Origin of the sequence: Oryzicola mucosus, assembly GCF_014534685.1 — a bacterium.
Classification (GTDB): Bacteria; Pseudomonadota; Alphaproteobacteria; order Rhizobiales; family Rhizobiaceae; genus Oryzicola; species Oryzicola mucosus.
Genome location: NZ_JACVVX010000010.1, coordinates 33907 through 47055 on the forward strand (window position 1 = coordinate 33907; position 13149 = coordinate 47055).

Below are 13149 nucleotides of genomic sequence, written 5' to 3' on the forward strand. Positions count from 1 at the left end.
GTCACCGCAATGCGATGGAACGCACCGGCTCGCGCACCGCCCGACGGTAGTCGGTCGGGCTCATGCGCTGGTGCTTTATGAACACCCGGGCCAGCACCTGGTTCGACGAATATCCCACCTCCTGCGCGATCTCGGTGACCGACATATCCGTTGTCTCGAGGAGTTCGCAGGTTCTCTCCATCCTCAGTCGCGTCAGATAGACCCGAGGCGGCACACCGACGCTCTGCTTGAACATGCGGGCGAAATGAAAAAGCGACAGCCGCGCTTCGGCTGCCAGTTCGTCGAGGCTGATGTCTTCCGAAAGCCGCGCCCGCATAAGCTCCAGGCAGCGCCTTTTTGCCCACAGGGCGAGGCCGCCCTTGACTGGCCCGAGCGGCGCCCCGCCCAACCTGCAGAGTTCGGCCAGAATCTCGCAGCCTGCGGCCCGCGCCAACAGGCGCGACGGCGCCCCCTCGTCCTCACAGAGAGCCCACAGGTTGCGGAACGCCGATCGGATTGCCGACGAGTCGAACACTCGGCCGTAGATGCAGGAACTGTCGAACGAGAACCGGCCATCGGCGGCTTCGTCAAGCACGCCCTGCCACTGCGCCAAAGGAAACGCCAGGCTGCGGAGCCAATGGCTTTCTTCATTGATCACCGTGGTCGCGAAATTCGGCGCAGCGACGGCGAGGGTGCCTTTCCCGGTCGCCACATCGAAGCGACCTCCTCCCAGGTCTCCCCTACACGACTGCAGCCAAGCATGTCCTCCATCAGGACGATGTCCGGCAGGGCAGGACGGGACATGTCACCGGCTGGTCGCTGGACGCTAAGAAGGTCGAGAATTCCGCCGGGGGATTTCAACGTACGCAAGTAGGACGCATGTCGACCGTTGCTGTGCCACTGGGCGAATGACGAATGGGCATGGACGGTCATGCTGTGTCTCCTATGCGTCTTGCAGTGCCTCAATGCCAGCCGGTCGCACGCTCCAATCCGCGCGAATCGATCGGCGCGCGCTCAATTGGTCAAAGCAAGCATTCTTCCTTCAGGTGGCACGCGAAACGCACTGCGGCGATCCTCGTGTCCGGCCAAACCGCAACGATCCAGAAATACCCGTTGAAGGCTAGTTCAGCCCCTTCTCGCTTATTGGTTGAAACGCTATCGTTCCATCCACAATGGGGAATTTCTGGATGGAACGCAAGAGTATCGACCATACAAAAAGCAGCCGGAAACCAAGTGGGGCGGCGGTCATGCGACCCGAATTGACGACCGCGCTGTTCAGGGCATTGTTCGAGGAGTGGGCAACGACAGGCTACGCGGCAGTAAGCCTGGAGCGCGTGGCGGCGCGGGCGGGCGCAGGCAAGGCGGCCATATACCGGCGATGGCCGTCGAAACTGGAGTTCGCGTGCGAAGCGATCCGAAGCGTCGAGGTCATGCGGTTGGGTTCCACCGACCAGGGGTCTCTGCAGGCCGATATCAGTGAATATCTACGAGCCACGCGCGCGGTCCTGAGACATCCTTTGGTCCGCCGGATAATCCCCGATCTGGTTGCCGAACGTTTACGATCGAACGAATTGTCGGCGATGCTGCATGGCATTGGCGAGGCACGGCGACAGTTCGGACGTCGGCTACTGGATCGCGCCATCGTCCGGAACGAACTGCCTGCGGACATCGACAGGGAACTGGCGCTCGATCTGCTCTTTTCGCCCCTCTACTCGCGTATGATCGTCCGGGGGAAAAGTTTCACGAAGGCCGAACTCGACAGGCTGGGCAACGCACTGCATGTGGCCGTCAAGGCTTGTTGAACCGGCGCCAGGGTATCGCGGGCACGCGGTACGTCGTTCCGGCCACTATGGCGCGACGTCCGTCTCCGACGCTCGACAATCATCGCAAGAACAGCATCGTCACAGCAGGGTCTGCGACGCTTTGCTGGCGCATCTCGCTAGATTGTCTAGCGAGACCTGCATTTTTGATCGCACCGGGCCGATGCGAAAACCCCTCTAATGGTTCATAAGCATAAGGGGAAACCAAGCGCGGAAGGCATCACGGGAATGACCAGCGGCATACACCACGTCACCGGCATCACCTCCAATGTGCAGGCCAACGTCGACTTCTATGTCGGCTTTCTCGGGCTGAGGCTTGTGAAGCGCACCGGAGGCTACGCAGACGCCGAGCAGTTGCATCTTGTCTATGGAGACGGTCTCGGCAGTCCCGGCTCGTTGCTAACGTTCCTTGTCTGGGAGGCGGCGGGCCGCGGGCGCACGGGCATCGGCCAGGTATCGGAAGTGGCGTTGGCGGTGCCGCCACCTTCGCTCGGTGGCTGGATTACCAAGGCGCTCGCCGCCAACATTCCGCTCGATGGTCCATCTCGCGAGTTCGGGGAGCCGGTCCTCCGGCTTAAGGATCCGGACGGGCTGATCGTGAAGCTGGTCGGAGTGGACATGGCAACGCCGGCCCCACTTCCGAACGCACCCACCCGACTGCGGGGCGTCACACTCCTGACGGACAAGGCGGCTGAGACCGCAAGCTTTCTCACGCGTTTCGGGTACACAGAAGAGCGGCGTTCAGGCGTTACACAGCGCATGGGGTCCGATACAGACATCGTCGATATCAGGGAGGTGTCTGGTTTCGTGCCTTCCGTGTCCGGCGGCGGGGTGCCCGATCATGTAGCTTTTCGCGCGCGCGGTATCGATGATCTCCGCTCCATGCGGCTTTTGCTGAAGGAGCATGGGCCCACCGAGGTGCATGATCGGAAGTACTTCGTGTCGCTCTACGTTCGCGATCCCGCCGGCATACTGATGGAATACGCGACCGATGGGCCGGGCATGACCATTGACGAAGCGCCTGCCGAGCTTGGCCAGACATTGTTTATGCCGCCGCGTGATGCCGATCGCGCAGAGGATCTGAGGGCAATGCTTCCACAGTTTGCCCTGCCAGGCGAAGAGAGGTTTCCGGCCCGCGACCTTCCTTTTATACATCGTTTCAACCGGCCGCAAAATCCGGACGGCACGACCTTGGTGTTGCTGCATGGCACTGGTGGCAACGAAGCCGATCTGATGCCGATCGCACGACGCATAGCCCCACAGTCGACGCTGCTCGGCGTGCGTGGCCGAGCGACCGAGGAAGGAACCAATCGTTGGTTCCGCCGCGTCGATGCAACGACGTTCGATCAGCAGGATATCCGTGGGGAAGCAGAAGCCTTCGCGGTGTTTGTCGAAGGCGCCGTAGCCGGCTATGGCCTCGACCCCGACAAACTTGTCTTCCTCGGCTATTCCAACGGCGCCAACATGCTGGCGGCGGTCATCCAGCTTCACCCTGGCGTCGTGCGCCGCGCGATTCTACTTCGTGGCATCCAGCCCCTGGAGAAACCACCGGCGGTGGATCTCTTGGACACGAGCGTACTGGTGCTAACCGGGCGTGATGATGCCTTTGCTCGCGATGCGCCCGCGCTGGCGGACGCCCTTTTGGCTCAAGGAGTGCACGTCGACAGCCTGCAGCTCTCAGCCAATCATGAACTCGCCGCTGCAGACGTCACTGAATCAGTTGCATGGATACGGCGAAATCTCCCGGTGAATTGACAGATCCATTTGCAAGAACCGTCCTTTTGGGCCGAATGGGACTGACCTGCTCCCCCGGGTGTTCGCGACTGCGGCAGGCTTCGCGATCACCTCCACCGATGGCCGCCGACGATCAGCTTTTGCGCATCAGGATCATCTTCTCCTGCGTCATGTCGCGCATGGTGAAGGGGATGCCTCCCGTGCCGCATCCGGACTCCCTACGGCCGGCGAACGGCATCCAGTCGGTGCGGAACGCAGTGGGATCGCTGATCATCACAGCCGAGGCATCGAGGCGATTGGCCGCCCGCATCGCGACGTCAATATCCTGTGCGAATATCTGCGCACGATCGAAGGCCTGGAAGACTGTCAGCATCGTTGATCTCCCTTCGCTGGACTACCCGAGCTCCACGTCGGGCCTGCGGTTGCGCAACTCATCGACAAGAACGCGGGTGTTCTCGGAATAGTCGATCGGCACATCGACCAGATGAACGCCGCCACCGGCGAAGGCGGCTTCGAGCGTCCGCACGAGATCTTCGACAGCGGTTACCCGCGACCCCTTTGCGCCATAGGCCTCGGCATACCGCACGAAATCGGGATTGCCGAAGCTCATGCCAAAATCCGGGAATCCGTCCACCGCCTGCTTCCAACGGATCATGCCGTAGGCGCTGTCGTTGAGGATGACCACCACGAGGTTCAGCCCGAGCCGCACCGCCGTTTCCATCTCCTGCGAGTTCATCATGAAACCGCCATCGCCGCAGACCGCCATGACGCGGCGGTCCGGATAGAGCATCGCCGCCATCATCGCCGAGGGTAGGCCGGCTCCCATCGTGGCAAGGGCATTGTCGAGCAGCAGTGTGTTGGCGACATGGGTGCGGTAGTTACGAGCGAACCAGATCTTGTACATGCCGTTGTCGAGGCAGACGATACCGTCTTCCGGCATGACCTTGCGGACATCATGGACGATGCGCTGCGGCGTGGGCGGGAAGCGGTTTTCCTCGGCGCGTTCATTGATGCGGGCGAGGATTCGCTGACGCAGTTCGAGCATTCCCCCGTCGGGCGACAATTTCGCTTCGAGCCGCTCGGCAAGCCCCGCGACCGCAGCCCCGATATCGCCGATCACCTCGAAATCCGGATGGTAGACCTGTTCGACCGTGGCCGACTGGTAACCGACATGGATTACCTTCGGCCCGCCCGCGCTCTTCATGAGGAAGGGCGGCTTCTCAATCGTGTCGTGGCCGATGACGATGATCAGGTCGGCGCGTTCAACCGCTTCGTGGACGTAGTCGCCCTCCGACAGTGCCGCGGTTCCCATGTAGAGGTTTGACCCGCCGGTGACCGCACCCTTGCCCATCTGGGTGTTGAAGAACGGCAGCCTTGTGCGCCTCACGAAGCTTGAAAGCACATCGACCAGCGCAGGCCGATTGCCTGCCGCGCCGAACATGACGAGCGGACGGCTGGCACCAAGGATTATCTCCGCCGCGCTGTCGAGCGACAGGGTCGAGGCGACCGGCCGCTCCGTCGCGTGGACCGGAATGACCGGGATGTTCGCGACCTCCTCGCCCGCAACATCCTCCGGCAGCTCCAGATGTACCGGTCCCGGCCGCTCTTCCATCGCGACGCGAAAGGCATCGCGCACCGTCGAGGGTATGGCGGCGGCACTGACGATCTGGCGCGTCATCTTGGTCAGCGGCTTCATCGAGGCGACGATGTCGACGATCTGGAAGCGGGCCTGCTTGGCGCTCATCACTGGCTTCTGGCCAGTGATGAGGATCATCGGCATGGCGCCGAGATGCGCATAAGCGGCGCCGGTGGAAAAGTTCAGCGCGCCCGGACCCAACGTGGCGAGGCAGACGCCGGGCTTACCTGTAAGCCGACCATGAGTCGCTGCCATGAAGGCCGCCGCTTGCTCGTGACGCGTCAGGATAAGTTCGATGCGCGACGTCCGCAACGATTCCAGAAGGTCGAGATTCTCCTCGCCTGGCACCCCGAAGATGCGGTCCACGCCCTCGTTCTCCAGCGCGGCGACAATAAGGTCCGATCCTTTCGGCATAGCCTAAACTCCTAGGTTCATCGTTCGACGGAACACGCGACGAGTATACACGGGATGTGCAATCGCACCCTATCGTCTCCGCGTCACGAGACCGGCGGCCCGCTTCGTTCTGGCCGATCACGTTTTCGGAATGTTCGGGATGGCGTGCAGAGTAGCCGCCCATGAACGGGCGGCGCAGGACGACCCTCGCCGCCTTGCGCGCGGATCGCCTCAAAGACACCCCGGGCAAGCTGCGAACCGATCCCCTGCCCCGTGAACCGGTACGGCACTTCCGTATGTATGAGGATGAACCAGCCATCCTCGGTGCGATAGTACACTGCTGCGATATCGCCGTCGCTGCCCTCTATCGGGAGTTCGAAAGGTGTTCGGCCGGATTGTCGATGATCTCGCTCACTCGTATCCCTTGGTTTGGGGGAACGTCGCGATGGTGCTCGCCGATGCCGAAGACGTCGAGCCCGACCCGGTCAGCGATCTCAACCTCATCAAGGAGGTCGGCCATGCGATCGGTTGCCGAGGGAGGACGCCCCGTCGCCCGGTCGGGAGGATGGCCGCGAAGCTGTTGACGCCTATTTCCATGACGGGTTCTCGCAAATCACTGTCGAGCGTGATGGCGGTGGCGCGTGCTACGCCGACTTCGGTGAAGCACGATGTGCTCCTTCCCCGGGGTCGAACATCGAGATGCCGCCATAGGCGGCAGTCGCGCTCACCTCGTTCTGCAACACGTCCCAATGCTCGGCCAACTTGCCGTCCTCCACCCGGAAAATGTCGATCGCTATCTGCGGTTCGTCCGCCCAGCCGCGGATGCGTCCGTGGATGGCGACGAGATCGTCGCCGGCGACGACCAGTCCGGGCTCGTAGAATACGTGCTCAGGCAGGCCGGCGACGATCGCCTGCAACGCGTCGCGACCCTGGGGAATGTTCGGGTTGTGCTGGATGTAGTCCCGAGCGTAGAGCCGTTCCACGGCCGACGCGTCGTGACGCTGGAAAAGAGAGGTCATCGCCTCGAGGACGAGTTCCTTGTTGCGCCGCGGCCGATCGTCGAAGCTGCGATGAGCGGGCCGTATGACCGCCATTTTCCCGGTCATTCGCAGGAACTGCCCGCCGGGCAGCGTCGCGAACGAAAAGACCAGCCCGCGGTCGTAGTCCTGGACGTTGGTGACCGTCGCGCCGTCCTTCTCCTGCCAGCTCACGGCGAACATGCCGTTTCCGAGTGGAATGACTTCGGTGTCGACGATCTCGGTTCGGGCGAATGGGCCTTCCTTGATCTCGAACTGCAATTGCGACGCCGACAACAGGGTCAGGCTGACATGGAAGTTCGGATAAGAGACTTCCATCTCCAATCCAACGGGAAAACTGTGTTCAGTCACTCTAGCGTCTCCTTTGGCATAGCGGAAGCTCCGGCCGGGTTGGCTGAAGTCGCGTTCATGACGTCTGCATTCTGGCTCACGCGGTTCGACGTGGCGATCAGGGAAGATCTGATCGTCTGCCCCGCTGGGGACGACGCGGCGAAGGCGGCGTTTCCGGGCAAGTCGAGTTGGGCAGCGCAGACGGGTGCGGGCCTGAAAGCAAGCGGGTGCGCCACCAACTGACGCAATGATCCGCCTGCGATCCCGCTGCCGGCCGCGCGGCAAACAGCATGCCCTCCGCTCGGACGTCATTACCGTTCAAGGTTCCGATTGATCGAGGAAGACATGCAGGGTTCGAATGAGGCCGCCTTCGACATGCGCGACATCGGTACCCGTGACCGCGAACGGACCTTCGGCCGGACCGGCCCCCCATTGCAGGCGACCGACGCCGTTATGGCCCAATGCCGGCCTTATCGCGGTGAACACGAAGTCCGGAGGCAAATGCTCCAAAAGGTCCGTTACGGCCTGCGAGATCGCTTCATGACCACGCGCCGAACGCTCGGGTTCGTGAAGCTCCGCGTTTTCATCGTAGATGTTTCGGATCGCCGAGATGCGCTGTACGGGGTCTCGTTCGCCGAACACCAGATCGAGGTTGGCCTGCATGAGTTTCTCAAAATCCATCAATGCCTCCTTAGCTGCAGGTTTGAGTAGCCCCATAGATGAGGCTAAGCCCGTTCCAGGTATGCCTCGGGCTCGCTTCACCATCCCGCCTCAATCAGCCCGCCGGGCTCGGCTTCGGCGTGTTGAGCAGTTGCTGCTCCCACAGATAGGCGATACCGCTGCCCGCGGCATGCTGAATAACCACCTCGTTGAGCGCGCCGGCGGTTTCGCCCCGTGTCCAGTCGCGCTGCCACTCCGCCGCCAGCGCCATCCAGGTCATCATGTTGACGCCGGCCACGATCATGCGGTGGATGGCGATTTCGTGCGCCTCGGTGGAAACGGCGCCGGAAGCATCGGTGATGACGGTCACGTCCCAGCCTTCACCAGCCGCCTGGATCGCAGGCATCGCGACGCAGACCTCAGTCCACAGGCCGGCCAGGACCAACTGCTTGCGACCGGTCGCCTTGACCACGTCGACGACCTTAGGATCCTCCCAGGTGTTGATCAGCGTCCGGTCGATGATCTCCTGGCCGGGAAACACGTCAGTGATCTGCGGGAAAATATGACCGCCACGGTCCGCCACAACGCTGGTCAAGATGGTGGGCACGCCGAACACCTTCGCTGCCTTCGCCAGCGCGGCCGAATTGTTGACCACGGTATGCGGATCGTGGCTGTTCAGGTTCGCTAGCTGGTAGGGCTGATGGTCTATCAGAACGAGTACCGAATCCTCGGGGCGAAGAAGCGAGGCAAGGCCGTTGCGAAAAGTCATTCCAATCTCCTGGGTATCGAGGGAAGCGCTCATTGGCCGCTTGAAACCTACCAAAGGCTTTCTGGCACTGCGGTGCAGGTCGTGCCATTCTGGTGCCGTTCTTGCTCCCAATCACGCTCGTCGCTGCGCGAAGACTTGAGTTCGTTCGGTTTCTTGGAAAGGGTACGACGGCATTCGCCGATCTGCTGGCGGAAACGAGTGAATGCCGGGCAGCCCGGCGAGCGCGGAAACTGACATCTCCTTCGGTGATACGGTGGGGCCCGATCCTGCCAAGCTGTGTCGCGAAACGGGGACGCCGAATGGACACCGAAGACTTGCGGACGTTTGTGGACATTGCCGATGTCGGGCGTTTCGGCCGCCCGCTACGACGATCGCTCGGCGGGATCAGGCGATGCGACGACAGAGGATGATGCACATGAGTTGGAACCCGTCACTCGAACCGGGTTGTCCCGATGAGGTCAACCTCGATGCCATCGAGACCCTGATCGTCCCGCGTTCCCGCGACCTCGGCGATTTCCAGGTCCGGCGCGCCCTGCCGGCACCCAAGCGGCAGATGGTCGGGCCGTTCATCTTCTTCGATCAGGCGGGGCCGGCAGAGTTGCTGACCGGGCAAGGCGTCGACGTCCGGCCGCATCCGCATATCGGCCTCGGCACGGTCACCTACCTGTTCCAGGGCGACTTCCATCACCGTGACAGCACTGGCGCCGACCAGATCATCAGGCCTGGCGCGCTGAACTGGATGGTCGCCGGTCGCGGCGTCACGCATTCGGAACGCACGTCGACGGCCGCACGGAGTGGCCCGAACAGCCTCTTCGGGATCCAGACCTGGCTGGCCCTGCCGGACAGCCATGAAGATGTTGCCCCCAGCTTCGAGCACCATGGCAAGGAGGCGTTGCCCGTCATCGGGGACCAGGGCGTCTCGGTCCGGCTCATCCTCGGAAATGCCTATGGCAAGACCGCGCCAGCGACGATGCTTTCTGAGACGTTCTACGCCGATGTGAAGCTCGAGCCGGGAAGACGACTGCCCATGCCGGACAACCACGAGGACCGCGGCGTCTACATCGTCGAAGGCTCCATATTGGTCGCAGGCCAGGACTTCGAGGCCGGCCAGATGATGGTGTTCCGGCCTGGCGACCGCATCACCGTGGCTGCTGGCGAGCGGGGCGCCCGGCTGATGATCCTCGGTGGCGCGACCTTCAACGGACCGCGCTACATCTGGTGGAACTTCGTCGCCTCATCGCAGGAGAGGATCGAACTTGCCAAGGCTGAGTGGCGCGCGGCGAAATGGGGCAAGGGCCGCTTCGACCTGCCTGCCGACGACCGGAGCGAGCACATTCCCCTTCCGGAATAATTGGAACGAGCTTGGAGAACGACTATGAACAGGTGGCCACAACTCGACTATCTCGGCTGGCGCGAAACGTGTTCAGCCTTGCAACTCTATCTGCAGATCGCAGGGAAATATCGGCTGGCGCACACGCCGTGGCTCAACCACTCTTGGAATGCGACCTTCTACGTCACGCCCAACGGTCTTGCCTCCTCGCCCATCCCGGATGGCCCTGGCATCGAGATCCTGTTCGATCTTCGCGAGCACAGGGTCGTGGGCACCTGCGGCAACGGTCTTCGGAAATCGATCGACCTCGGGCCGATGACGGTCGCCAAATTCCACGCGAGCTTCGTGCAACTGATTTCCGAGCTCGGCGGCACGCCGAACTTCAACGGGCTGCCGAACGAGGTGCCGAATCCAATACCCTTCGTGGAGGACGATCGCGACCGGCCGTACGACCGCGACGCGGTCCAGCGCTTCCACCAGGCCTTGATGGCGGTCGACAAGGTCTTCAATAGGTTCCGCACATCCTTTCTGGGCAAGTCCAGCCCAGTTCATTTATTCTGGGGCAGCTTCGACCTGGCCCTCACGCGCTTTTCCGGACGTCGAGCACCGCTCCATCCCGGAGGCATTCCGGCATTGCCGGATGACGTTGCGCAGGAAGCCTATGATCGAGAGGTCTCATCAGCGGGATTCTGGCCGGGCGGCGGCGGCATCGACTACCCGGCCTTCTACGCATACGCTTATCCTGCGCCAGGCGGCTACCGCTCCGCGTCCGTGCAGCCCGAGGCCACGTTCTGGCACGATGGCCTGTCGGAATACGTCCTCCCTTACGATGCCGTGCAATCCGCCGCCGATCCCGACGAAGCCCTGATGGCTTTCCTCGTCACGACCTACGAGGTCGCGGCCGATCTGGGAGGCTGGGACCGCGACCTGCTGGAATGTGCGCCAGGGCTGCCGCGCAAGGTCCGCTCAGTTGCGCGGTCCGAACATTGAACAGGATTGGGTGCCGTTGCGCGACCAACGCATCTGTCGCTTCTTGCACATGCGTTGGTTGATCGACTGGTTCACGGTCAACACCCGCTCGCCTCGTCGCCGATGCGACGCGTAATCCGCCTGGGATCCGATGTTGCGATAGACGTAGCGCTGGAATTCCAGGAAGCGTTTGTAGAGATTGTCGTTTTACCGGCTGCGTCAGCTCCGAGACGATGAGACAGAATGAAGCCGGCCAGACTAGACATCGCGATCATCCAGCGAGCATGTAATTGTGCCACTTTTCGTAGATGACAGAATGTGGCTTCTTCAATAGTGGGTCGCGCGACGTAGCGCTCGCCGATCGACAGGCAAGGCCGCCGTCACCAAGACGTTCCCAGCCATTGTCGGTAGGACCGCGTCGCGGCAAACATCACCGAACTCGTTCTTCAGCTCGATCGTGGTCCTCCATTCCATCGCCATCCGCTTCCCTCCAAAAGCAACGTCGATGGAATAAGCAGGCCCAACACCCTGTGTTCGATCCCGGAAAAATTGCCGGTCTCAACCGCGATCCAATTCCGGCTAGCCTTGTGGCGACGCGGCCGCACTTGCCCTTCTTTCGCCGTGCAGGCCGATAGCGATGCTCACGCACATGAGGAGCAGTACGAACGTGAACGGAAAGCCGGTGGTCACCACCATGGATTGCAGCGCCGCAAGCCCGCCGCCAAGCAACAGCGCGATGGCGACGAGCCCTTCAAAAACGCACCAGAAAACCCTCTGCGGGATGGGACCGTCGTCCTTGCCACCGGCCGTTATCGTATCGATCACAAGTGACCCGCTGTCCGAGGAGGTGATGAAGAATACTGCCACCAGGATGATACCGATCAGCGAAGTGATCTGCGCGAAAGGCATCACGTCGAACATGGCGAAGAGCTTGACCTCCAGATCGGCGTCCGCCACGGCGCGATAGCCGTCATTGATGTATTGGTCAAAGGCGACGCCTGCAAAGACCGACATCCAGATGATGCACACGGCCGAAGGTACGATCAGCACGCAGGTGATGAACTCGCGCACTGTCCGGCCCCGGCTGACCCTGGCGATAAACATACCGACGAAGGGTGACCACGAGACCCACCAGGCCCAATAGAACGAAGACCATCCCTGCGCATAGTTGGCATCCTCCCGTCCAAAGGGCTGCGAGAGCGCCGGTAGATACGCGAAATAGTTGACGAAGGAATCCCCGAGACGAGCGAGGATTGCGCCGGTCGGCCCTATGACGAACACCATGACGAGCAGCACGAAGGCCAGCCCCATGTTGATTTCCGAAGCGATCTTGACTCCACCGTCGAGCCCACGCAGCACTGAGATCAGCGCAATTCCAGTGATGATCGAAATCAGCACGATCTTGACCAGGTTTGAAACCGGAACGCCGTAGAGATACGCCAGGCCGGCATTGATCTGCTCGGCGCCAAGCCCGAGCGACGTGGCCAAACCGAACAGCGTGGCCAGAACGGCAAGCGTATCGATGACATGGCCGACCCAGCCCCAGACGCGTTCTCCGAAGATCGGGTAGAAAGCCGAGCGGATCGCGAGCGGCAGCCCTTTGTTAAAGGCGAAAAGCGCCAGCGCGAGGCCGACGACCGCATAGATCGCCCAGGCCTGCAGTCCCCAATGATAGAGCGTTGCCGCCAAACCGAGCCGCGCCGAGCCCTCGACGTCGCCGGCAATTCCTCCGAGCGGCGCCCAGCTCTCCGAACTTCCGGCATCTTCGGCGACGGAACTTGCAAAATGGGTCATTGGCTCGCCGACACTCCAGAACAGCAATCCGATCCCCATCCCTGCCGCGAACAGCATCGAAAGCCAGCCGATGAGGCTGAAATCCGGCTGCGCGTCCTCGCCGCCGAGGCGGACCTTGCCGTAAGGCGAGACTGCGAGCGCAACGGTGAAGAGCAGGAAGAAATTGGCCGTTAGAATGAAGAACCAGTCGAAACGCACCGTGACCCAGATCTTCGCTGCCTCGAAAATGCCGGTGGCGGTCACAGGAAATGCCAGCGTGCCGATAACGAAGAGCACAATGCTCAGCCCCGAAATCGCGAAGACGGGATTGTGAATGTCAAGCCCAAACGGGCCAATCGACGCTTTGATGTTGTCCTGACCGATTTCATAGTCGGTTACGATGAGGTTTCCGCCCGGTGTCGGTTCCGTGCTCGCCGCCGTCTCGGTCATTGCTATCTTCCCTCTGTTGGTTTGCTGTCGCACGCCGCGCGTTGACGTTGATCACCTTGTCGATAGAGTCTGTCCGGCAACAGCATTGCAATCATCGCGGCTGGACGCAAGTCGTTGTCCGGGATCAGGAGTTCTTCCTTTGTGTGGTTTATTCGCTGTTCGCGAGAGTGCGGCTCACAGCTAGGCTTTGGCCCGTCGGATTGCGGCAGGGAGAGTCCACAATCCGACTTGCGGCGAGCAAGCTGGACGGTAGGTAGCGAGGGGTGATG

12 protein-coding genes and 2 pseudogenes are annotated in these 13149 nt (G+C 61.8%); 5 read left to right on the forward strand and 9 right to left on the reverse strand.

Annotated features, from left to right (window positions below; all coding sequences use genetic code 11):
- Position 1: 1 nt before the first annotated feature.
- On the reverse strand, positions 2 to 691 hold the full coding sequence (locus tag ICI42_RS24195; RefSeq protein ID WP_330999216.1) for an AraC family transcriptional regulator: 690 nt from the start codon (positions 689 to 691) through the stop codon (positions 2 to 4).
- A gap of 475 nt (positions 692 to 1166) precedes the next feature.
- Here ICI42_RS24195 and ICI42_RS21320 point away from each other — a divergent pair, with 475 nt between their 5' ends.
- Both ICI42_RS21320 and ICI42_RS21325 read left to right on the forward strand, forming a co-directional pair.
- Positions 1167 to 1781 carry a TetR-like C-terminal domain-containing protein gene (locus ICI42_RS21320; RefSeq protein WP_188166628.1) on the forward strand — a complete coding sequence of 205 codons (615 nt, stop codon included), beginning with the start codon at positions 1167 to 1169 and terminating at the stop codon, positions 1779 to 1781.
- Between the two features lie 246 nt (positions 1782 to 2027).
- A complete protein-coding gene (locus tag ICI42_RS21325) occupies positions 2028 to 3554 on the forward strand; it encodes a VOC family protein (protein WP_188166629.1) in 1527 nt (508 codons plus the stop codon).
- Positions 3555 to 3666: 112 nt separating this feature from the next.
- Here the strand turns inward: ICI42_RS21325 and ICI42_RS21330 are convergent.
- The 5 genes and pseudogenes from ICI42_RS21330 to ICI42_RS24200 all read right to left on the reverse strand — a co-directional run.
- Positions 3667 to 3879, reverse strand: a pseudogene (locus ICI42_RS21330) (aldehyde dehydrogenase family protein); the annotation flags it as partial.
- Between the two features lie 48 nt (positions 3880 to 3927).
- Positions 3928 to 5583, reverse strand: a complete 1656-nt coding sequence (locus tag ICI42_RS21335) for an acetolactate synthase large subunit (protein WP_188166630.1) — start codon at positions 5581 to 5583, stop codon at positions 3928 to 3930.
- Positions 5584 to 5666: 83 nt separating this feature from the next.
- A complete protein-coding gene (locus ICI42_RS24285) occupies positions 5667 to 5900 on the reverse strand; it encodes a GNAT family N-acetyltransferase (protein ID WP_407945193.1) in 234 nt (77 codons plus the stop codon).
- Between the two features lie 104 nt (positions 5901 to 6004).
- Positions 6005 to 6159 (reverse strand): annotated as a pseudogene (locus tag ICI42_RS21345) (LLM class flavin-dependent oxidoreductase); the annotation flags it as partial.
- 47 nt (positions 6160 to 6206) lie between these two features.
- Entirely contained in the window at positions 6207 to 6950 is a 744-nt protein-coding gene (locus tag ICI42_RS24200; RefSeq protein WP_330999217.1) for a nuclear transport factor 2 family protein, read from the reverse strand.
- Positions 6951 to 7007: 57 nt separating this feature from the next.
- On the opposite strand from ICI42_RS24200, the gene ICI42_RS21355 reads away from it, so the two are divergent.
- Complete coding sequence (locus ICI42_RS21355; protein WP_188166631.1) at positions 7008 to 7172, forward strand: hypothetical protein; 165 nt, start codon at positions 7008 to 7010, stop codon at positions 7170 to 7172.
- Between the two features lie 75 nt (positions 7173 to 7247).
- On the opposite strand, the gene ICI42_RS21360 is transcribed toward ICI42_RS21355, so the two are convergent.
- Positions 7248 to 7610, reverse strand: a complete 363-nt coding sequence (locus ICI42_RS21360) for a nuclear transport factor 2 family protein (protein ID WP_188166632.1) — start codon at positions 7608 to 7610, stop codon at positions 7248 to 7250.
- Between the two features lie 94 nt (positions 7611 to 7704).
- On the reverse strand, positions 7705 to 8358 hold the full coding sequence (locus ICI42_RS21365) for a hydrolase (protein WP_188166633.1): 654 nt from the start codon (positions 8356 to 8358) through the stop codon (positions 7705 to 7707).
- Positions 8359 to 8773: 415 nt separating this feature from the next.
- Here ICI42_RS21365 and ICI42_RS21370 point away from each other — a divergent pair, with 415 nt between their 5' ends.
- Together ICI42_RS21370 and ICI42_RS21375 are read left to right on the forward strand one after the other, a co-directional pair.
- Positions 8774 to 9709: a pirin family protein gene (locus ICI42_RS21370; protein WP_188166634.1), complete on the forward strand. Its 936-nt coding sequence runs from the start codon at positions 8774 to 8776 to the stop codon at positions 9707 to 9709.
- A gap of 24 nt (positions 9710 to 9733) precedes the next feature.
- Positions 9734 to 10678 carry a DUF5996 family protein gene (locus ICI42_RS21375; RefSeq protein WP_188166635.1) on the forward strand — a complete coding sequence of 315 codons (945 nt, stop codon included), beginning with the start codon at positions 9734 to 9736 and terminating at the stop codon, positions 10676 to 10678.
- Positions 10679 to 11236: 558 nt separating this feature from the next.
- On the opposite strand, the gene ICI42_RS21380 is transcribed toward ICI42_RS21375, so the two are convergent.
- Positions 11237 to 12880, reverse strand: coding sequence for a BCCT family transporter (locus ICI42_RS21380; protein WP_188166636.1), 1644 nt, complete (start codon positions 12878 to 12880; stop codon positions 11237 to 11239).
- Between the last annotated feature and the right edge of the window lie 269 nt (positions 12881 to 13149).

Coding starts and splice junctions, on each gene's coding strand:
- ICI42_RS21325 (WP_188166629.1), top strand. CDS start 2,028: ATGACCAGCGGCATACACCACGTCACCGGCATCACCTCCAATGTGCAG.
- ICI42_RS21370 (WP_188166634.1), top strand. CDS start 8,774: ATGAGTTGGAACCCGTCACTCGAACCGGGTTGTCCCGATGAGGTCAAC.
- ICI42_RS21355 (WP_188166631.1), top strand. CDS start 7,008: ATGACGTCTGCATTCTGGCTCACGCGGTTCGACGTGGCGATCAGGGAA.
- ICI42_RS21375 (WP_188166635.1), top strand. CDS start 9,734: ATGAACAGGTGGCCACAACTCGACTATCTCGGCTGGCGCGAAACGTGT.
- ICI42_RS21320 (WP_188166628.1), top strand. CDS start 1,167: ATGGAACGCAAGAGTATCGACCATACAAAAAGCAGCCGGAAACCAAGT.
- ICI42_RS21335 (WP_188166630.1), bottom strand. CDS start 5,583: ATGCCGAAAGGATCGGACCTTATTGTCGCCGCGCTGGAGAACGAGGGC.
- ICI42_RS21365 (WP_188166633.1), bottom strand. CDS start 8,358: ATGACTTTTCGCAACGGCCTTGCCTCGCTTCTTCGCCCCGAGGATTCG.
- ICI42_RS21360 (WP_188166632.1), bottom strand. CDS start 7,610: ATGGATTTTGAGAAACTCATGCAGGCCAACCTCGATCTGGTGTTCGGC.
- ICI42_RS21380 (WP_188166636.1), bottom strand. CDS start 12,880: ATGACCGAGACGGCGGCGAGCACGGAACCGACACCGGGCGGAAACCTC.